This is a genomic window from Corynebacterium pseudotuberculosis (assembly GCF_002155265.1).
Classification (GTDB): domain Bacteria; phylum Actinomycetota; class Actinomycetes; order Mycobacteriales; family Mycobacteriaceae; genus Corynebacterium; species Corynebacterium pseudotuberculosis.
In genome coordinates this window covers 2,317,076-2,337,763 of sequence record NZ_CP021251.1, presented here as the reverse complement: position 1 = coordinate 2,337,763, position 20,688 = coordinate 2,317,076, and the positions used below count along the sequence as shown (strand labels likewise).

At 51.5% G+C, this 20,688-nt stretch carries 17 protein-coding genes; 10 read left to right on the top strand and 7 right to left on the bottom strand.

Annotation, left to right across the window (positions count from 1 at the left end; genetic code table 11):
• The first annotated feature begins 976 nt into the window (after positions 1–976).
• The 8 genes from rpmH to CpATCC19410_RS10705 all read left to right on the top strand — a co-directional run bounded on the left by rpmH (position 977) and on the right by CpATCC19410_RS10705 (position 6,538).
• Positions 977–1,120 carry a 50S ribosomal protein L34 gene (gene rpmH / locus CpATCC19410_RS10740; protein WP_013242964.1) on the top strand — a complete coding sequence of 48 codons (144 nt, stop codon included), beginning with the start codon at positions 977–979 and terminating at the stop codon, positions 1,118–1,120.
• Between the two features lie 26 nt (positions 1,121–1,146).
• Positions 1,147–1,503, top strand: a complete 357-nt coding sequence (gene rnpA, locus CpATCC19410_RS10735; protein ID WP_013242963.1) for a ribonuclease P protein component — start codon at positions 1,147–1,149, stop codon at positions 1,501–1,503.
• Between the two features lie 15 nt (positions 1,504–1,518).
• Entirely contained in the window at positions 1,519–1,806 is a 288-nt protein-coding gene (gene yidD, locus CpATCC19410_RS10730; protein WP_013242962.1) for a membrane protein insertion efficiency factor YidD, read from the top strand.
• Positions 1,807–1,861: 55 nt separating this feature from the next.
• Entirely contained in the window at positions 1,862–2,818 is a 957-nt protein-coding gene (yidC, locus tag CpATCC19410_RS10725) for a membrane protein insertase YidC (protein ID WP_014301073.1), read from the top strand.
• Positions 2,819–3,002: 184 nt separating this feature from the next.
• Positions 3,003–3,674 carry a 16S rRNA (guanine(527)-N(7))-methyltransferase RsmG gene (gene rsmG / locus CpATCC19410_RS10720; protein WP_013242960.1) on the top strand — a complete coding sequence of 224 codons (672 nt, stop codon included), beginning with the start codon at positions 3,003–3,005 and terminating at the stop codon, positions 3,672–3,674.
• 104 nt (positions 3,675–3,778) lie between these two features.
• Positions 3,779–4,771 (top strand): ParA family protein, encoded by a 993-nt coding sequence (locus CpATCC19410_RS10715; protein WP_013242959.1) that lies wholly within the window; start codon positions 3,779–3,781, stop codon positions 4,769–4,771.
• 5 nt (positions 4,772–4,776) lie between these two features.
• Positions 4,777–5,829 (top strand): ParB/RepB/Spo0J family partition protein, encoded by a 1,053-nt coding sequence (locus tag CpATCC19410_RS10710; protein WP_013242958.1) that lies wholly within the window; start codon positions 4,777–4,779, stop codon positions 5,827–5,829.
• 40 nt (positions 5,830–5,869) lie between these two features.
• A complete protein-coding gene (locus CpATCC19410_RS10705) occupies positions 5,870–6,538 on the top strand; it encodes a GNAT family N-acetyltransferase (protein WP_014301071.1) in 669 nt (222 codons plus the stop codon).
• A 49-nt stretch (positions 6,539–6,587) separates the two neighbouring features.
• On the opposite strand, the gene CpATCC19410_RS10700 is transcribed toward CpATCC19410_RS10705, so the two are convergent.
• From CpATCC19410_RS10700 to CpATCC19410_RS10670, 7 genes are all read right to left on the bottom strand, one after another.
• Positions 6,588–7,769 (bottom strand): N-acetylmuramoyl-L-alanine amidase, encoded by a 1,182-nt coding sequence (locus CpATCC19410_RS10700; RefSeq protein WP_013242956.1) that lies wholly within the window; start codon positions 7,767–7,769, stop codon positions 6,588–6,590.
• A gap of 88 nt (positions 7,770–7,857) precedes the next feature.
• Positions 7,858–8,181 carry a thioredoxin gene (trxA, locus tag CpATCC19410_RS10695; protein ID WP_014367890.1) on the bottom strand — a complete coding sequence of 108 codons (324 nt, stop codon included), beginning with the start codon at positions 8,179–8,181 and terminating at the stop codon, positions 7,858–7,860.
• Between the two features lie 60 nt (positions 8,182–8,241).
• Positions 8,242–9,189, bottom strand: a complete 948-nt coding sequence (gene trxB, locus CpATCC19410_RS10690; protein WP_013242954.1) for a thioredoxin-disulfide reductase — start codon at positions 9,187–9,189, stop codon at positions 8,242–8,244.
• Positions 9,190–9,412: 223 nt separating this feature from the next.
• Positions 9,413–10,081: a sigma-70 family RNA polymerase sigma factor gene (locus CpATCC19410_RS10685; RefSeq protein ID WP_014401491.1), complete on the bottom strand. Its 669-nt coding sequence runs from the start codon at positions 10,079–10,081 to the stop codon at positions 9,413–9,415.
• A gap of 323 nt (positions 10,082–10,404) precedes the next feature.
• Positions 10,405–13,878: a murein biosynthesis integral membrane protein MurJ gene (murJ, locus tag CpATCC19410_RS10680; protein WP_013242952.1), complete on the bottom strand. Its 3,474-nt coding sequence runs from the start codon at positions 13,876–13,878 to the stop codon at positions 10,405–10,407.
• Between the two features lie 152 nt (positions 13,879–14,030).
• Complete coding sequence (locus CpATCC19410_RS10675) at positions 14,031–16,877, bottom strand: hypothetical protein (protein ID WP_013242951.1); 2,847 nt, start codon at positions 16,875–16,877, stop codon at positions 14,031–14,033.
• Entirely contained in the window at positions 16,874–17,980 is a 1,107-nt protein-coding gene (locus tag CpATCC19410_RS10670; RefSeq protein WP_013242950.1) for an NUDIX hydrolase, read from the bottom strand. Before CpATCC19410_RS10670 ends, CpATCC19410_RS10675 begins: the two co-directional genes overlap by 4 nt.
• A gap of 411 nt (positions 17,981–18,391) precedes the next feature.
• Here CpATCC19410_RS10670 and CpATCC19410_RS10665 point away from each other — a divergent pair, with 411 nt between their 5' ends.
• A complete protein-coding gene (locus CpATCC19410_RS10665; protein ID WP_013242949.1) occupies positions 18,392–19,993 on the top strand; it encodes a CCA tRNA nucleotidyltransferase in 1,602 nt (533 codons plus the stop codon).
• A 24-nt stretch (positions 19,994–20,017) separates the two neighbouring features.
• Entirely contained in the window at positions 20,018–20,614 is a 597-nt protein-coding gene (locus CpATCC19410_RS10660; protein WP_013242948.1) for a YqgE/AlgH family protein, read from the top strand.
• Positions 20,615–20,688 lie beyond the last annotated feature (74 nt).

The window sequence follows — 20,688 nt, the reverse complement described above, 5'->3', positions numbered from 1 at the left end:
CTTCGTATTTCCTTTACCTTGTGCGAATGAACAACAACTAATTTTCTTGCTGATATGAGGCAAAGCATTCGCTGGTCAATGCCCTATCAACAGCGCCCACTAATCCCAAAAATAATGTCCAACAAAACGAGATTTCCCCAGCCGACAGTGAAAAATGTTATTTCACTGTCCACGGAGATTTCACCGAGTTGTTCACAGCGTTTTGGGTACTGTGACCGCGTATTCCACAGAGTTTTCCACAACTGTGGATAACTTCAAGCACGGGGCGTGTGAAAAGTTATCCACAGTTATTTCACAACCCTGTGGAAAATATTCTCTGTGAAAAATACCTGCTTTAACCTGTGTAAACACAATTCTATGTGAAAAGTTTCGACATAAACTTGAAGGTTATCCACAGATCTGGTTATTCACAGTGTGTGATTTTTCCTTACAGATATTGTTACTCGGTGTGGCGTAGGGCTGTCCAAAAATTAGGTTTTATTGTTTTATGTTTTTGGCTCGGATACCTCAAAAGGACGCATTTTTATAGCTATATTGCAACTGTCGAGAGACTCTGACCGGCCAAATAGTGGATGAGCAGCTGTTAATTACAAAAATGTCATTACAGGGGTGCTGTTGGGGGAACGGCGTGTCGATTTGTTCTAGCTAGGAAAATTCACGTAGTCTGTTGAGGTCTGTCACTGCAACGGGCGTGTTTTAAATACGCCAATCGCAAGTGCTTTGTTGAGAACGCCGCTATGAACGACAGGGCTTTCGGAACGCCTCGCATCATAAAAGAGATGTGTGACGTTGACAGGGTTCCGGAAATTCGGCGCTAACGTGATTGTGGTTAGCGTGGTGCGCGTACCTCACTTGAAATCATCCAATTTAGGGTGACCGCTCTTCTCAGTACCACTGGGAAGTTAGAAGGTACTAGACCAATGTGGGTCTTGGACCTTTGTGCGGACACCTACACACAACTTGAGGAGTGTTCACCGTGGCTAAGGGAAAGCGGACGTTCCAGCCGAACAACCGTCGTCGCGCACGTAAGCACGGCTTCCGTATTCGTATGCGTACCCGTGCAGGTCGCGCGATCGTGGCTGCACGTCGTCGTAAGGGCCGTGAGAAGCTGACTGCTTAGTCTCTTCTTACAAGAATTAAACGACGGTGCTTCCTTCTAGGCACAAGCTCAGCAGTTCCGACGAGTTCCGTAGAACTATTCGGAAAGGCAAGCGTGCTGGGAGAAGCACCGTCGTTATTCATTTACGCACCCACGCTACTGCGGGGGAAATAGCGGCAGTAGGAGGGCCGCGTTTTGGCCTCGTGGTATCTAAAGCCGTGGGTAATGCAGTGACCCGTCATGCAGTTTCTCGCAAACTTCGTCATGTTCTTATGGGCATCAAAGACCAGATTCCTCAAGACGCACATATCGTCGTCCGCGCATTACCGCCGGCGGCAACAGCAACGTCTAAGGAGCTTGAGTCAGATGTTCGTTCGGGCGTCGAAAAGCTTCTTTTACGTTGATGAGGAGCCTCTCTCATGTGTTATTCCCACGATCAAATGAGCAATGAGAATAATAATTCTCGGCTTGTGCGACCTGCTGGGATTATCAGTGGGCTGCTGTATGACGCGGTGCGTTTCTACCAAAAATATATTTCTCCCCTTAAGATGGGGTCTACCTGCCGTTTCGATCCGACCTGTAGCGCTTATGCGCTTGAGGCCGTGTCTCGACGTGGTGCTGTTATAGGCACAGCGTTGACGATCGCGCGGCTAGCCAAATGTGGCCCCTGGCATCCAGGCGGTTACGACCCAGTGCCTCGGCGTTGATATGCGGGAAATGCCACATCTTAAAACTTCGACCACCAAGGAGTTCTGACTCACAGTGCTCAACTTCATTTATTGGCCAATCTCGGCCATCCTGTGGTTCTGGCACAAAGTAGTGAGCTTTGTGTTTGACCCGGGCTCCGGCATCTCGTGGGTGTTGGCTATTATGCTGCTGACATTCACGATTCGTGCATTCCTTGTGAAGCCCATGCTCAATCAGATGCGCTCTGCTCGTAAGATGCAGGAACTTCAGCCACTGATGCAGGAAATCCGTAAGAAATATGGAAAAGACCAGCAGAAGATGATGGCAGAGACGCGGAAAGTGCAAAAAGAGGTGGGAGTAAATCCCATTGCTGGTTGCCTTCCTGCGCTCGTGCAAATGCCTGTGTTTATTGGACTGTTCCACGTGTTGCGTTCCTTCAACCGCACCGGAACTGGCCATAGCCAGCTAGGGCTTTCTGTTGAGGTCAACCGAGAGACCCCCAACTACATCTTCTCTGCTGAAGACGTTCAGTCATTCCTCGACGCTCGTATCTTTGGCGTGCCACTGTCCTCATATATTTCGATGCCCGCTGATATGTACAAGGCATTCCAGCCTGTAGATTTTACCCGGGTCAACATTATCGCCGTGGCAGCTCCGCTGATTCTGATCATCGTGGTAGCAACGCATATGAACGGACGTTTGTCTGTTAACCGCCAAAAAGCACGGCGCGAGTCTGGTTTGCAAGCCGCACCTACTAGTGGCCAGATGCAAATGCAGATGGACTTGATGAACAAGATGATGCTTTGGTTTATGCCTCTGACCATCCTGTTCACAGGTGTTTTGTGGCACCTAGGCCTATTGTTCTACATGGTGGCAAACAACATTTGGACCTTCTTCCAGCAGCGTTGGATCTTTAATAAGATTGACGCGGAAGAAGCTGAAGAAATTGAAGCCAAAAAGGCTGCAAAGCGGGCAACAGCTCCAAAGCCCGGGCAGCGCCCACAGAACCCTAAGAAGGGTAAGAAAAAATAATTTTCTTCCGCTTACTGCCGTCACCACACATGGTGGCGGCAGTTTTGCTATTCAGTTTTGGTGGAGTGCATGAACGATGTGTTCACTTTCCCGTTTTGGGGCCGGTAGTGTCATATCAGCGTGATAGCGTTGTAACCGTACCGGATGTATGTGAGTCGGTAGAAGGCATGAAGGATGGTTCCACGTGAAACATGAGGAAAATAACGGCACCGAGCATGGGCTTGAGCTGACCCCTCCTCCGGAGATAGCCGCAGAAATTTTCGGATCTCTGCTGGATAAAGCGGTGGAATACCATCGTTTATTGGCTACCGATGGCTCTACACGTGGATTTATCGGTCCCCGCGAAATCCCTAAACTATGGGATCGTCACATACTTAATTGTGCAGTTATAGGCGAAGCGATGGACTCCAATGCTCGCGTTGCGGATATTGGTTCCGGTGCTGGTTTGCCAGGCATCCCTCTCGCACTTGCTCGCCCCGATCTGGAGATAACCCTCATAGAGCCGTTACTCAAACGCTCTGTTTTTCTGGGGGAAGTGAAGGATTCTCTGGGTCTAGATAACGTGACCATAATGAGGGGACGCGCAGAGGAAAAAGTGATTCGAAACGAGCTAGGGCTTGTTGACGTAGTGACCTCACGTGCAGTGGCTCCGCTAGGAAAACTTGCGGGCTGGTCGCTTCCCCTAGTTCGTCTTGGAGGGAAAATGATCGCTATGAAAGGATCCTCTGTAAAAGAAGAGCTTGCCCGTGATGAAAAAATGATTTTTAAAGCTGGCGGCGGGAAAATCAAGATTTTTACGGTGGGTGATCAACTTGAAGACCCAACTACGCTGATTTCTATCCGAAAAGTTCGCTAAATCGACATTGGACGGTGTGGAACCGTCTGCCTTCTAGGTATTAAAGTAAAAAAGTACACTTTGGGCGGGATAGGGCCCTCGATTTCATAGACGAGAAGGGACGCATGGACGACCAGAACTGGGAAGATACACCGATTGCTGCTGCGGCACGCCGCGCGGCTCAGGTGTTGACACCGAATAGCCTGCACCTGCCCCGTCCAGATAGCTCTCGCAGGTTGACTGTAGCTAACCAAAAAGGTGGCGTGGGAAAGACCACCTCTTCAGTTAACCTCGCAGCGGGGCTTGCGATTAATGGTCTAAAAGTTCTTGTTATTGATCTTGATCCACAGGGAAATGCTTCCACTGCTCTAGGGGTTGACCACCGTGCTGGAACTTTGTCGAGCTATGAATTGCTCATTGGTGAATGCGCGGTAGAAGACGCGCTGCAAGAGACAACAGCCTCTGAGAACCTCTTCTGTATTCCTGCAACCATCGATTTAGCTGGTGCTGAAATTGAGCTTGTTAATCTAGTCCGGCGGGAATATCGACTAAGCGATGCCCTCAATACGGAGTATATGCAGCAGGCGGAATTCGATTACATCTTTATCGATTGTCCCCCCTCGCTTGGCTTACTCACCATCAACGCGATGACCGCCGTTGATGAAGTGCTTATCCCCATTCAGTGTGAATACTATGCTCTGGAGGGCGTAGGACAGCTGCTAAACAACATTACGATGATCCGGCAGTATCTCAACCCCAATCTGCATATCTCCTCAATTCTCCTAACCATGTATGACGGTCGGACAAAGCTGGCAGAACAAGTTATGGATGAGGTGCGTGGACACTTTGGCGACGTAGTATTGGGAACCAAGATTCCACGCTCTGTGAAGGTCTCAGAAGCGCCAGGCTATGGGCAAACTGTTTTGGCTTATGACCCGGGTTCTCGGGGTGCTCTCGCCTACCTTGACGCAGCACGAGAGCTGGCTACCCGTGGCGACTATGTGCCGTCGGAAAGCTCAGGCCCAATCGGCATGTCGCCCGAAGTATTACGTGAACAACAAGAGCAAAACCAGAGTGACGGCGAAGCCGACCACGCGGATGAGACCTCGAAGGAGTAAGAAAGATGGCACAGGAAACTCGTAAAGGTGGTCTCGGTAGAGGAATTGGCGCGCTGATAACCGGTAGTCCCGCACCGGGACAGCGAATCGGCGCCTCTGCGGCAGACGTGGTTTTTGGTGGTGCGGCCGAGAAAAAGAAACAATCGCATTCCCCACGCGATGCCAAAGGCGCTCGCATTAGCCCTATCATTGCGCAAGCCGTGGAAAAACAGTCTGCAGGCTCGCGGGGAGCAGACCAGCAACTTGAGGAATTCGGCGCTACCTACCGGGAGATTCCCATTGGATTAATTATTCCCAATGAGAAAAACCCTCGTAGCGTTTTTGATGAGGAAGACCTTGCCGAGCTGGTTCATTCCATCCGCGAGTTTGGACTACTCCAGCCCATCGTGGTCCGTGAGGCTGCCGATGATCGCTATGAGATCATCATGGGTGAGCGTCGTTGGCGTGCGTCCTCCAAAGCTGGTCTGAAGACTATTCCCGCAATCGTCCGTAAAACCGACGACTCGGAGATGCTGCGCGATGCTCTCTTGGAGAACATTCATCGTGTTCAGCTTAACCCCTTGGAAGAAGCAGCTGCCTATCAGCAGCTACTGCAGGAATTTGGCGTTACTCAGAATGAACTAGCGGATAAACTTGGTCGCTCCCGTCCAGTAATCACCAATATGATTCGCTTGCTCGCCCTTCCAGTAGCAGTGCAACGCAAAGTAGCGGCCGGTGTGCTTTCCGCTGGACACGCTCGGGCGCTCCTGGGTGTAAAAGGCGGTGAAGCGCCTCAGGTTGCTCTGGCCGACCGTATCGTCGCTGAGGGGCTTTCTGTTCGAGCAACAGAAGAAGCCGTCACGTTGATGAACCGTGGTGAAAAACCAGCACCAAAGAAGCGGGAAAAGGCTCCAACTCCTGAGTTCCTTACCAACGCTGCAAACCGTCTTGCAGACGGGCTAGACACCAAAGTGTCTGTGAGCATGGGAAAGCGTAAAGGAAAAATTGTTGTGGAGTTTGGTGGTCGTGAAGATTTTGACCGCATTATGGGACTGCTTGGCGGAAACAGCGAAGGATAATAACCGCACTAACAGCTTCTTGTGAAAGGCTCTTGGTGATATGAACATACGGATCGAGGCCCTAGACTTAGAAGGTATCCCCCGGATACATTCGAGGGCGTCGAAAAGCGTGTTCTGGGAGTTGGAAGAATCAGCAGCGTTGCGTGCCTCTGCTGCTGGTACGCCTACATTGGAAAAAGAAGCTTGGTTAGCCGCTATGCTGTCTGCATACGGAACCTGTGGCTTCAATATCACAAGCGCAGACAATTTCGCCTCGGGTAATCCTCGAGCCTATGCGACTCTCCTCTATTGCCCAGCCTCTGAGGCTCCAGGGTGCGCTCGACTGCCTACGGCTCCCCTAACTAGTGACGCCTATGTGCTGACCTCTCTTCACTGTGATCCCAACATGGTGGGCAGTGGTCTAGAAACAATGCTTCTCGACGCAGCCATTGTTCACCTTGCAAGACAAGGAATAAAAGCCCTTGAGGCTTTTGCTCGGGACGAGTCCTTTTGCGACGATCCCTTTCATCCACAACCAGAGAACATCCAGCGCATAGTGAACTCTGCGGAGGAGATAGGACTGATGACGGTGGAATTATTGGAGTCTGCTGGGTTTGAGATCATTCGGCATCATCCCGTGTTACCTCTCCTACGCCTTCACTTACCTCCAGAGCATGCGCTACTCACCGTTGAAGCAATAGAACCTCTGCTTGCCAACGTGACAGTGTAAAACACAGAAAAATGGTGGTCTTCCTAAAAGGAAAACCACCATGGAAAATTTAGAGCATGCCCTGTTCTAGCATCTCTGCGAACTTGTACGTGCCTGTGGGCTGATCATCATCATCGAGGAGATATAAGCGCTTGACGGCCACCACGATTGCTTCTGCGATCGCGTCTCTATGCTTAGGATCAGTCAAAATGGTGACGTCGTGGGGATTAGTGAGATAACCCAAGACCACTTCGATGGTGGGCATGGCAGTGATACGGAGCAGATCCCAGGTCCTGCCGTGGTTACCGCAGTTGACCAGATCAGTGCGAGCGCTGATCTCTCGCTGGATGAATCCACTCAGCATCTCGCCGGTAAGGGAGCTGGTTCCGGCCTCAGAACCGAAATAAAAAGTGGCAACGCCGTTTGCTTTATCATTTTGATATTGGTCGCATTGCAAACAAATCATGACGTCAGCGTCAAAAGCATTGGCTATATCTGCACGCTCAAGGTGTGAAGGATTATCCTGCCTAGGCCTGGAAATAATGGTCTCCATCCCGGCAGCGATCATGCGTCCCTCTACCCGAGTAGCAAGATCCCATAGAATTTCTTCTTCAGTGATCTCCCCATAAGGTCCCTGAACCACTTGTCCACGTGAGTTACCGCCCAAAGAGGGGTCGATAACTACGCGTTTACCGGCGAGCATAGGGCCGGCATCGCGGACACGCTCGCGCTCACGAAGCGCTTGAGGCGAACCGCCGGTGATTCTGCGTCCAAGACGTCCAAACGCACGGATTGTCTCAGGGCCGCAGACACCATCGCTCTTCAGTCCATAATTGACCTGATAACTGAGCAACGCCTTGTATGTGTTTTCACCAAATCTGCCATCGACGCGATCGGTATAAAAACCGAGCTCTTGAAGCTGCGTTTGCAACTGCACTACGTCGTCGCCAACAAAGATATTATTCGGCTCAAAGCTAAGAACTCGGGCACCGAGCTTATAGGATGCCTCGCGGAGGGCACGGAGTGTGACCTCATTGATTTCACCGCTAGCGATGATGCCCCGAGCCTGTTGCATCCCCTTAATTACTTCGGCGAGGTCCTCGTCAAAGTAAGTCTCTGGGTCAGTGAACGTTTGCCCCTTAGACTGCTTGATTTCTTTATCAGAGTCCGGCACAAGACCAAGGCGTGTCAGTGCTGTTCTGACTTCAGCGACGCGCGGGCTGTGGTCACCTACTCGCAAGATGTCAGACACACTGCTCCTTTCCAATAACGAGTGGTCAAGCCAAAATACCGGTTAACGGCAAAGTGATGGCTTTGTAATCCTCGTCAAAGGATACCAGCTACTGGTGTGAACGCAGTTTTGCCACGATCTCTGATTTGGGGCGAACTCCAACAAATTCGGCGACTTTCTGGCCATCTTTGAAAATAAGGACGGTAGGAATCGACATAATTTGGAACATTGCGCCTAGATTTCGCTCGGCATCGACGTCGACTTTGCCCACTACGACTTCGTCGCCCATCTCAGCAGCGATCTCATCAATGATCGGGCCAAGCTTTTTGCATGGTCCACACCATTCTGCCCAAAAATCGACGAGAACTGGCTTATCAGAGTCAATGACGGTTGTTTTAAAAGTGGCCTCGGTCAAAGCGATAGGTGCATTCATGTGGTTTCTCCTTATGCGTAGGTGGTGTGTAGAGACTAGGAAGGTAAAGCAATAGTGAGATTAGGCATCGAGGGCTGCGAGATAATTCTCGGCGTCTATAGCTCCCCGACAACCGGACCCCGCGGCGGTGATTGCCTGCTGGTAGTGAGCGTCGACAAGATCTCCTACGGCAAAGACACCAGGAACATTGGTGCGAGTGGAAGGCTCTTCTACCCGAACATAGCCAGCATCATTGGTATCCACTACTCCGCGGAATAAATCAGAGCGAGGATCATGGCCGATGGCTACGAACATTGCCGTGACATCGAGAATAGAGGTTTCTCCTGTGGCAGTGTCTGTGAGCTCCAGCCCGCTTACAGTGTTCTCCCCCAATACCTTGGATACGGTATTGTTGGTGAGGAATTTGATCTTGTCGTTATTTTTTGCTCGCTCCAACATGATGGCAGAGGCACGGAATTCTTCGCGACGGTGAACGATGGTCACAGATTTAGCAAACTTGGTGAGGAATGTTGCCTCTTCCATGGCAGAATCGCCGCCGCCGATGACAGCGATGTCATGATCGCGGAAGAAGAATCCATCACATGTGGCACATGCAGAGACGCCCCGACCAAGAAGGGTTTGTTCGCCTTCTGCACCGATATAGCGAGGCGCAGAACCTGTGGCCAAGATGACGGAACGAGCGTGGAACTCTTGGTCGTCGACCCAGATCTTCTTGATCTCCCCTTCAAGCTCTACCTTGGTTACCAACTCCATTCGGAGATCTGCCCCAAAACGCTCGGCTTGGGAGCGCATGTTGTCCATGAGGTCTGGCCCCATGATGCCTTCTGGAAAACCAGGGAAGTTTTCTACCTCTGTGGTGGTCATCAGAGAACCACCGAATTCGATTCCCTCGAAAACAATGGGCTTGAGCTCAGCGCGAGCCGCATAGAGTGCTGCTGTATAGCCGGCTGGGCCAGAACCGATGATGGCTACGTCGTGCACTGTGGTCGCGTTGGGTGCTTCGGACATGAGGTTGCCTTCCTAGCTGTTGTAACTGAATCTAGCAGGGCCAGATATATGGAGAAAGCACTTGTGAGTATCTCCGTAGGTGCTTTTGTGATCCTGGCTCAGTGTAGCCGTTGGCCGCAGCGCCTCAGCATTCTCATAGGTTACTTTCTTTTTGTTCCTAACAAGTTAGGGCAAGCTTGCATTCCCAACGTGACAAGGACAACGTTTATATAGCCCTTATGTCCTAAAGCTCTTCGAATACGGGATTGAGAAGACTTCTCAGAGTCTTTCGCGCCCGCGCCCGACGCGATTTGATCGTTCCCGGTCGAACTTTTTCTATCTGTGCGGCAACGTCAACGTCGTATCCAGCAAAATCGACTAAGAGGATGGCATTTCTCTGCTCGGAGGGCAGCATGTTTACGGCTTGAGCTACCTCCATGGACAGAGCGTGATCCTTGAATGGATCATGGCTAAGCTCGCAGTCTAGCCGGGAGCGTGTTTCCATGAGTGGCTCTAACGGAAGATTGTCTCGATGCGTGCATCGATAAATATGGTCGTAGGCCGTGTTAAAGACAATCCGATAAAGCCAGGTATTTAAGGAAGAATCTCCCCGGTATCGCTCTAGGCTGCGTACAGCCTTGAGCATTGCTTCCTGCATGATGTCGTCGGCATCAGAATCGCAGTAGCTGTGCCGACGTGCAAGCCACCACAGACTACGGTAGTGCCGCTTAGCAATTTCATTAAAAGCTTGATTGTCGCCTTCCAGGAACTGTAGAACGAGATCAGAGTCGTGGGTCTTTGAGCGACACAGCTTTGTTTTAGTTCCGGATGCATCATGCTCGATCGTGGTGGACGCGACTGCACAGTGCACTATTTCCCCCCATAGTGTTGCGGTGTCGTTTTGTAGCGACACGGTGATTCTTTAATTCTCCCGTCTAATCTTGACTAAGAAATCGCGTGGGCAAGATGTTCTTTTTGCCCAATGAATTGGATGTTACAGATATGCAGAAAGAAGAATTTTAATGTTCTGACCTGTATAAAAGTGGGTTTATGGCTTTTGGTGTGACTTTAGTAGCCCACAAAACCGCTATGGATATACGCGAAAACGCATATACAAGGAGCTGAAGAGGTGAGGTTCTGCATAAAAGTGATAATTGCGGTTTTATAGTAAGAAAAAGAAAACTGTGGTGGGAAAGAATAGATCATTCTTTCCCACCACAGTTTTGCGTAGTACGCCTAAGAAGTAGCTACCACCGTGACGTTGTGCACCTTCATAGAAGCATTGTCGGGGGTCCCCGTGACCCACACCAGAATGGAGGTGACTAACGGCTCGTTATCTAGAGGAATCCGGGTCTGCATAGAAGAAACCTTTTGTTCTTCTAACAGTTGAGCAGAATCCAGGGAAGAAAGATGTGGATCTTCTACTTGGTAGATAGACACCTTTGCCGGGATACCATTGCTCTCTACTACAACCGAGCTAGCTTGGTGCGGCTGAGCAAGTGTAATGAGGAGACCAGCCCCCTGCCCCTTTGCTAGCGGCCCGGTGGACCAAGCACTAGATTTATCTGGATCAATAGCTAGCTGTGCAGTAGACGTGGATTCGCGATTGGGAATTGTGCCGCTAGGTGACCATGCAGTAGCGCTTTTTATAGGGGCAACAATGCTAGGAACCTCTGATGCATCAGAGGGCCTGGAGTGAACAATGGGATCGCTATTTAGAGGAGTCTGACCGTGGCTACTGCCAAACAGACTAGTGATATAACCAGTAATCAAAGCGACGGAGACAACAATAACTGCCACAGCTATGGCAATAATTGCACGGCTGATGTTGCTAAAACCAGCGCTACCAAAGCCCGGAGTATTGCGGGGTTTTGGAGTAGCTTCTTCCTTGATCACGAGGTGATCCTCAGCAACTGAAGGAGAATCTGGAAGGTCTGCAATGGCATGCGGAAGCTCGGTGGCATCCACACGTAGTAGATCGGTAATTTCCTGCGGAGCAGTGTCCACCTGAATAAGCGTGCCCAGTGCGGTGCGAATACTGCGCATGTCGCGTTCGTAGGAGGAATCAGACAAGACTGCGGGGAACGCAAGAATGGCCATACCATCCGTGTTAATACGGATGCGTGCGTGATTATCAATGCCTAACGGGGTATGCGCAGCTAGCGCAAACTGTGCGGCCTGACTGATCGGCTCAAAAGCATAGGCGGCAGCATAAGGATTAACAGGTGTATTAGCTACGGAAGCTAGTGAGGAACCAGCAACCCAATCGGCAACCACCAAGCAACCGTTGCGATAAGACAAAACTTCAATATTTGGTGCGATCGCTGGATGATTGAGATTAGCTAGCGCACGAGTACGGCGTGATACCTCTGCTGCTTCCCCAGCAGCAGCCGCGGGGGTCGCGGGGGCTTGCGGCGCTTTGCCCGATGTATCCACAAAGATCAAAGCCACTTCCCTACCAGTGGCTTTTTCTCTAGCTTGCCAAAAACGCGCAGTAGAAACAGAGCCATGGTCTGCCAACAAACGGAAGCGGCCATCGGAGACCTGAGCGCCAGGAACGAGTCGTGGGCCGCGGACGATACCAGCAGACATAGGTGCCGGGATCGGAGTGGCATTGAATGTGTCGTCGAATGCCATTACCTCGTTGGCTATAGCCTGACGGGTTGGCACCATAGCGTCTGTTTGCGGGACACGCATATGGATGATGCGGCGCATACCTGGAATACGTTGAAGGGCGTAACCAAGATTCACTACTTCTTCTAGGCCGGAGCGAGAAAGAACGAGGCCCGTGCAAAGAAGAAAGACGATGCCGACAATACTGAGATGAACAAGTAGACCGAAGTTACCCAAGGCGCTGAAAAAGCCACCCATAAATTGATCGAGGATATAACTCAGAGCAAGAGCCACAAGAATACCTACGCCAGAAGCAATAAATGCCCAGGTGCTCGTCTTTAGTACCTCGCGTCCGCCGAGATTACCAAGTTTACGCCTCAGTAACATTGCGCCGATGATTGCGCCGGCAACAAATCCAAAGCCGTTAGCCGCACCAAGGAGAATCACTACCCGGCTGGAATCCGTAGCAGCGTATGGAGCGATAACGGAGAGAACTATCTTGGTACCGGTGATACCGGCGATGATGAAGGTAGGAGTCCATGCCTCTTCGCGTGCATAAAAAACTCGCAGGTGCAGCAGAACCAACGCATAGGGCAACAATGTAAACGCAGAAAAACTAAGCGTCCAACCGAGGATAGTTGCGGACTCCGCGTCGAAGCGTCGATAAGCAAAAAGCCCGAGACCAATGCGCTCACCATACGCTGTAAAAAAGATGACGATGGGGATTAACGCGATATATGTGAGCTTTGATCCGACGATCAAGTCACGAACCACTGCTTTATCATCACCATCGGCGGCGTTGCGGGAAAGACGCGGCATGATGGCAGTAAGTAAAGTGACGCCGATAATCCCGTAAGGAACCTGTAATAACAGCCAGTGCTGTTGATAGATGTTTGGTGCGCCCTCATCAGAAAAAGAAGCGATACGGGTAGTAAGCATGTAGCCGACCTGAGAGATCGCCACATAAACAATGATTGCCGTAGCCATTCCCCCGAATTGTTTCAATCGCGCATCAATGCCCCACAAAGGCTTGAGAGATATTCCGGCCTTGCGGATCGGCGGGATCATAATCAACGCTTGAACAACCACTCCCAGCGTGGTTCCGACTCCCAGGAGCAGTATGTGCGGGTCTGTGACGCTAGAGGGCGCTGTGGGATCAAGCTCATTAGGGAGCAGCATGTACAACACAAGCACCGCAATAGTGATCACATTGTTTGCTACCGGTGCCCAAGCACCAGGTTTAAAGATTTGCTTGGTGTTGAGCACTGCCATGAGCAGAGAAAACATTCCATAGAAGAAAATCTGCGGAAGCAGGATATAAGCAAAGCTAGTAGCTTGGACAATATTGACTTTGCCATCTGTACCTAGCATTATCCGGCTCAGAAGTGGCGCAGTGATGATCGCTCCGACTGTGACTACTCCGAGCAATACCGCCGCCAGGGTAAAAAGTCTCCGGATAAAAGTGGCGCCTCTATCGGGGTCTTCTTTTTCCGCGCGAATAAGAACGGGAACTACCAAAGACGTGAGTACCGCACCTAATACAATCTCTGTAATGAGGTTAGGCAGAGTGTTTGCGGTGTTGAACGCCGAGGCAATCGCTCCGCCTAGGCTGGTGGAGATTAAAACGGTACGCAGAAATCCCGTAATGCGTGAGAAAAGAGTGGCTATCGCCATGGATCCTGTGGAGCGTACGACGTCATTATCGCTGGTATTGGCAGTATTGGAGTCTCCATGCGCCGGTGAAGCGGAAGTCGTCGAGGTACTGTCTGCTGCAGTATGGGCGGATTGCTCTCTATCCAGGGTAACTACTGAGGCTGCCTGAGCCTCTTGCTTAACGCTTGCCGACGCCTCCCCGCTGGCCGTGGTACTGCTTCCAGCGGGAGTGCTCAAAGTGGCAGTTCCAGCGTTGTTTTCACAAGGAGATTCCGCAACCGAGTGTCGAGCGGGATCTTTGTCCAACTTGGAACGATCCTCACTGGGGTGTACTGAGGAACTGGCGTGACGAGGTCGAGCTTCAGGGACTGGCGCCGGTGCCGCGGGAGGCACGATACGGTACCTGGTCCCCTTGTTAGGGGGCGTGCTCTCAGATGAGTTCACCTGGAAATCCTGTTTCTTTTCTATAGTCGCCGCCATCGGTTTCTTACGAGTCGGAGGGACTGAAACTCGTGTGGCGTCAAAGGGAACGACCGGGGCGATCAGTATTGTTCTTGTTGTAGCTCAAAAGCTGTTTCAAGGGGGACATCTCTACGCTATGTTTGCGAGGATTGAAGACCTGTCCCAGAATCATCCGAGTTGCTATCACCGCTGGTGCGATCCCCATCGCGGACCGATCCCTCACTACGGCGCCGTGGTCTTCGTATGGGTTGTTTTGTAGCTGAAGCTGGAGAAGTAAGAGGACTCGTTGTTGCTTTGACTTCGCGTTGCGGACGACGTTTACGTTTGACAAAGAAACGCAAGAACAACAGAGCAAAGAGTCCTAGGACCACGGTGAGGGCGATCCCAGACTGTCCTACAAAACCAGATCGGGTTTGTACCGCGATAGTCACAGGGTTGGAGATCGCCGCACCCGTCGGGGTGGCCAGCCATAATTTGAGGTTGGTCTGGTCATCGTCGTCGGGAAGCTGCGCGATCATTTGCGCAGTGATAGAACCCTTTGCGGGGATGAGCAGACTGTCTTTGACTTTAATTGACGCTCCCTCAGGGCCGTTGAAGCGAATGCGTGCATCGACGGGAAGTGGAAGTCCATTCTTTGCGGCGATAAGTAGCGGCGAGGAAGGAGAAAGTCTGGTGTATACGTTGCCTGGGGATAGCAAAGTAACGGAGCTGCGCAGCTCTGTGAGGGCATCACGGTTCTCATTAGATAAAGCGGTCGCCCGAGCGATCTTTTGATCAAAACTATTGATGGAGCGTCGTCCGTTAACGCTGAGAGCACGAAGGAGATCCTGCCGTAATGGGGCAGTGAAATTATAAGGAGAAAGAGCAATAGCGGTGTCATTAAACATGAGGCGCGTGAGGTCATCGGTGTAATCCGATTGCTGACGAGCCCTCAAAATCTCTGTGTCTGAAACTACCGTTGGATCGTCGTAAGGAGCACCGTATCTGCCTTCTACCAGTCCACTGCTGGAGACACTGCTGGATGATTCATCGCCATTTGCGGACGTCGCAGCCGCTGCTGCAGTTCGCCCAGCAAGTTCCTCCTCCTGTTGCTGCGACATGGTGACATAGTCGCGCAGACTCATCGGTACTGCCGAGTGCTCCTGCAAAAGAGTAGAGACTACGTCGAGCCAAGAACGAGGATTTCGGATCGACGTGGGCATCATCAACAGAGTGGGCTGGGAATTTTCCGCAACAGCTGCATCGATAGCAGCTGCACCGGTAGCCATCCGAGCGGCCTCTGAGTCCAGCGAGTAATCAAAGCGAATATCGTAATTACCGTATCCCGCTGTCACTGGCTTTGGGGATGCCTGAGCAAGTGTGGCAGACAATGAACCTTGATATGAAACAGAACGTATTCCAGCAGCTAGCTGGCCAAAACGATCTACCTTGGGCGCCTGCCACACGGTATTATCTGCGACAAGAACGGAAACCGGCACCTGCGCAGTGGGAGCAGTGGTGGGAGCAATGGAATCACGGATACTATCCAGCGAGGCCTCAGAATCCTTAGCTGGGGATTCCTTGAGTGAACCTTCATCCGGTTGAGACTTAGTTTCCTTAGCCTTTATCGCCTCCCATGCCGCACTGATATCACTGGTAGCTGGGGGGTTTGTTCCGTCTGTGCTTTCTTTTTGATCAGCCCAACCCAGGGTGGCTGCTGCCTGTGCCGTGATGTAACCCGTACCAGGGATCACAATGTTGGACTCTGGGGTGATTCCCAGTACATCCTTAATCACTCCGGCCCCTCGCTGGAGGGCCTCTCGCATCAGCCACGGGTTGTTGGTCTTAGCCACGGCGTTGAGGTCAGCATTAGCCCACGGCATAGCCACAGTACAGGTACCTTCTGTAGCTTTTTCTAATTTGGCCAGCCAATCGGTGGCGGCTTTTTGCCCTTTGCCGGGGATGGTCGTTTCTGTTTCGTCCTCAAAGTTCCAGGAGTCGCGGAGGCGCCTATTCTCCGATACTGAGCTGGGACGTTGTGCCGCTACGCTATAGCCCTCGGACATACGCCGAGTGACATCGAGAAATTGCGGATCGATGGCTAAACAACTTGCTGTGCTGATCTCTGGTGTTAATGTACGGGCGGCAAGGTAGGCGTCGAGAAGCTGATCTAAGCGGCCACCATGTGCAATCTCTTCAGTCAGTGCTTCTGAACGCATGATGAGTGGAGCTCGTTCGGGCGCCTCGCCTGTCTCCCCGCCAACGATATCGACTTCCGCGGTCAGAGGTAGGACCATGCTGAGTCGCTTTGGTTCCGGTGTTACGCTCGCGGGTTTACCCGTGGCGGATGCAGAGAGCAGGAATCGCTGGGTGCTGTAAATATTGCCCGAGGCATCGTGCAGCCCGATCAATATGGGATACACACCGGAAGACCGCAGTTGTAGTCCTCCGAGCGCATCCGACCCGGTATCTATGCTGACGTCTATGTCTTTAGAACTGCCAGGTGCAATCTTCGATTGGAGCGGTATCGGGTGTGCAAGGTATGGGTAGGAGGAAGGGGCTGCCGCAAGAATAGTACGGGCGCCAGCAACGGTAGGCTCTGCGTCGGCGTGGCGGGCTACAATTTTTGCGGAACTCTGATCGATCGGTGAGTCCGAATTATTAATGATGCGAAGAGAAAGCTGTATTTTTTCGCCGAGCTGAACATGCGAATCGACTTTAAGGATCTGCACTTTGACCTTGGCGTTAACGTCGATTGAACGCACATCCGGGTTGATCCACCGATTAGAAGTCGGGCCCATTGGAGATAGCGGCAGTGCATCTGCGGCAGCTTGCGGCGCGTGCGCGATTGTGGCACTACACAGGGAAAGTGCAAGCAATGCTGCTCCCGCACGAGACAGCACAGATAGTGGGAAAACCCCCGTTGGATTCGTCGCCAAAAGCTCAGCGGTGTTTAAATCCGTGTGTCCGCTGAGTAGTTTGGTGAGGTTAGTCTTGCTCACCGTGGGGTTTTCCTTCCCTCTGCCTTCTCTTTAATGGCATATTCCGGAATCAAATCGTGTGCAATGCGGGCGAGTTTGCGTTCATCAGCATAAGCAAAATGTTCAATGAGCTCGTCGGCGGGGATCCAAGAGACCTCAGTAACCTCCGGATCTTCATCGTTGAGGTCGCCATCGACGTACCGCAGTAAGTGATGGTGAACTGTCTTGTGGATGCGCACGCCCTCAGACACAAACCAATAATCAATCGTGCCAAGATCCGCGAAAACTTCGCCGTGGATTCCGGTCTCTTCCCATACTTCACGCTCCGCGGTCTTGCCTTTGTCTTCGCCGGGTTCGACGTGGCCTTTAGGCATGGACCACAAAAGGCGGCCTCTTCTATCGAGCCGCCCAATGAGGGCCACATAAATGCGGGAAAGATCAACGTTATTGTTGTTATCAACTGCCTCAGCCAGTCCAGAGATCACCAGACCACCCGCAGAGGTTTCATCACGGGTATTTATTTTGGACGTTTGATACTGGTTGCGGAGGCTAGCGCGACTATTTTTTGATCGATGAGCGTTTTGTGGGCGACGTCGGCGACGCTTATTTTCCAGTGTGGATGTGGACGTGGGTGTGGAGCGCTGAGCGGTGCGCTGTCCCGTCCTTGTGCGTCGTTTGCGTCGAGTAGCGCGAGATTCATTATCCCCAGACTCGTGTGCCTGAGGTGTGGTTGTTCCTTGATTCTCCTTGCGTTTCGCAGCACTCCGCGATGTAGTTGAGCGGGAGCCGTTTTTACGGGATTTACTGGACTTGTGGGCCTTGTTAGTTTTCTGCCCGCGGGAAGAGCTGCCGTGAGCGTTTTCTTGAGACGAGCTCTTTTTGCTTTTCGACGCGCGCTCCTCGCCGGAAGTCTGAGCGTTAGCGTTGCGTTGTGAATCAGCGCGCTTTTTCTCCGATTGCTGGGTTGCGGAAGCGCGGCCCCCTTCTGCAGTTCGATGTGACTGCGAAGAGCGCCCTGTCTGATCACTGCCAAGACGGCGTGACCGCGTGCGTCTTCTGCGCCGTGGAGCGGTGGATTCTGTAGAATTCACCGAACTCAGGCGCGATTGTTCGTTTTCGCTCATCTCGCTGATCGTATCCTTTTCAACCTGGAGAAGGTACCTTTGAACCGCTTCTTTAAAAGAAAAGAGTAATCGTGGTCAGCTTTTGTGGTGTATTTAGCCATACTTCTGCTTAACAAATAGGGAAGAAAGTGGGTATCTTGGCCCAAAAGTGGAAGATTTGTCGCAGGCCTGAAAGTAGACGTGACCACTATAACTTTAATAAATATAAGTGAGGTATAGCCCATCTGAATGGGGAGGACTAGTTGAAATAAGTGGTGAGTTAATCACTATTTATGAGTCTTTATAAGGAAAGTTGGCCGGCAAGGCTGGCGAAAGCACCATGTCGATGTGTGGGGTAGATATACGATAAACGTTATCTAACTGGGGCGTAGTGCGGAAATATAATGGTACTAGAGCCAAGCAGGTAGACTCATGCGCGTGAATTTACAGAGTAAGCAGCACGCAATCATTACTAATGATGGTTCGCATACCGCAGGGGTAGTGAACCCATCTCTCGCCGCGTCCTCTGTTGCCCCCTATGATGCCAGCTCTGTCGAGGGGACTTCGGCAATCGGTTCTCCGGACCGAATTGAGCTTCTTGCTCGTGCGCAAAAAACATTGGCAGATCTTTCTCCTCTGTTAGCTCCCCTTGCGCAGCTTTTTCAAAAGCGTGGGCATCGCCTTTACCTCGTAGGAGGTTCTGTGCGAGATGCCCTTCTTGATGAGCTTGGCAACGACCTGGACTTCACCACAGATGCTCGACCAGAGACTGTGATGGAGATTCTCAACGACTACACCTCTGTAGTGTGGGATACCGGTATCGAGTTTGGAACGGTGTCTGCAGAAAAAGATGGGCAACAAATAGAGATAACCACGTTCCGTTCAGACGTATATGACGGGAAAACGAGAAATCCGGAGGTGCAGTTCGGCGATTCATTGGAGGGCGACCTCATTCGGAGAGACTTTCGGGTGAACGCCATGGCCGTGGAAGTGCATCCTACTGGAGAAATGACGTTCCATGATCCTGTCAAAGGCATGGATGACCTGGTGAAAAAAGTTTTAGACACCCCTTCTCTGCCTGAGCAGAGCTTTAATGATGATCCATTGCGTATGCTTCGTGCCGCCAGGTTTGTCTCGCAACTAGAATTTTCTGTTGCTGACCGCGTTGATAATGCCATGACGCAGATGGCAGATCAGATAGATCGCATCACCGTGGAACGTATACAAGTGGAGCTGGATAAATTACTTTGTGGGCGGGCCCCATGGGATGGCATTGACCTCATGGTGGACACGGGACTCGCAGAGCGCATCATTCCGGAAATTCCAGCGCTGCGTCTTACCCAGGACGAACACAGGCAGCACAAGGATGTGTATCTGCATTCGCTTACGGTATTGCGCCAGGCTATGGAACAAGAAGAAGACGGCCCGGATGTGGTACTGCGATGGGCCTCACTCATGCATGATTGTGGCAAGCCTGACACTAGGGCGTTCACGGATGAAGGGAAAGTCAGCTTTCATCACCATGAAATTGTGGGTGCCCGAATCATGCGTGCGCGTATGCGGGCCCTCAAATACTCCAAGCAGATGGTGAATGATGTAAGTGACCTTATTCGCCTGCATATGCGATTCCATGGGTTTAGTGAGGGGGAATGGACAGATTCCGCTGTGCGCCGTTATGTAACGGATGCCGGTCCCCTACTTTCTAAATTGCATAAACTTGTCCGTGCGGATTGCACAACACGCAACAAGAAGAAGGCAGCTCGACTCCAGCGAACATATGATCATCTGGAGGAGAGAATCGCGGAAATCGCGGAACGGGAAGATCTTCAACGAGTGCGTCCCGACCTCGATGGAAACGAGATTATGAAGATACTTGATCTTCAACCTGGTCCTGATGTGGGTAGGGCATGGTCTTTTTTGAAAGAGCTACGGCTAGAACGTGGTCCTTTGCCTAGTGAAGAAGCTATTGCGGAGCTCAAAGCATGGTGGTTGCAAAGCCACAGTAATGCCGATGCATCCGAGTCGGGGTCCTAGAAGGAAATAAGGAAGGTGCAGGATATGTATGCAGATCGGTTGTTCAACGCTATGGAGCGCAATCAACCGGCTCCGGGGATGCTGCTCATTGCAGCGCCTTCCATGGAGGATCCCGTGTTTGCTCGGAGTGTCATTTTGCTTCTTGAGCATAATGAGGCAACCACGTTCGGCGTAAACCTTGCGTCCCGCAGCGACGTCGCCGTGTTTAACGTCATGCCGGAATGGGCTCCTTTGGTTTCTAAACCTCAGGCTCTTTATATAGGTGGTCCCCTTAATCAGCAAGGGGTTATAGGGATAGGGGTCTCTGCACCCGGAGTGGATATCGTTTCGCATCCGCATTTCAATCGTTTGGCTAATAGATTGGTGCACGTAGATCTGCGTACGCAACCGGAAGATGTAGCCGCAGATCTTTCGGGACTGCGTCTTTTTGCCGGTTATGCAGAATGGGAACCAGGGCAATTGAATGAAGAGATTGAAAAGGGTGAATGGTATGTTGCGCCCGCTTTGTCTTCCGATGTGACTGCTGCTGGAAATGTGGATGTTTGGGGTGATGTAATGCGGCGCCAGCCGATGCCACTCCCCTTGTATTCGACGTATCCTATGGACGTATCGGAAAACTAAGTTTTAGCTTAGGGTTATATCTGGCTCCTATGTGAGTTTTTTCTTGCGAGTGTCGCGTTCCGTATGGGACGGGC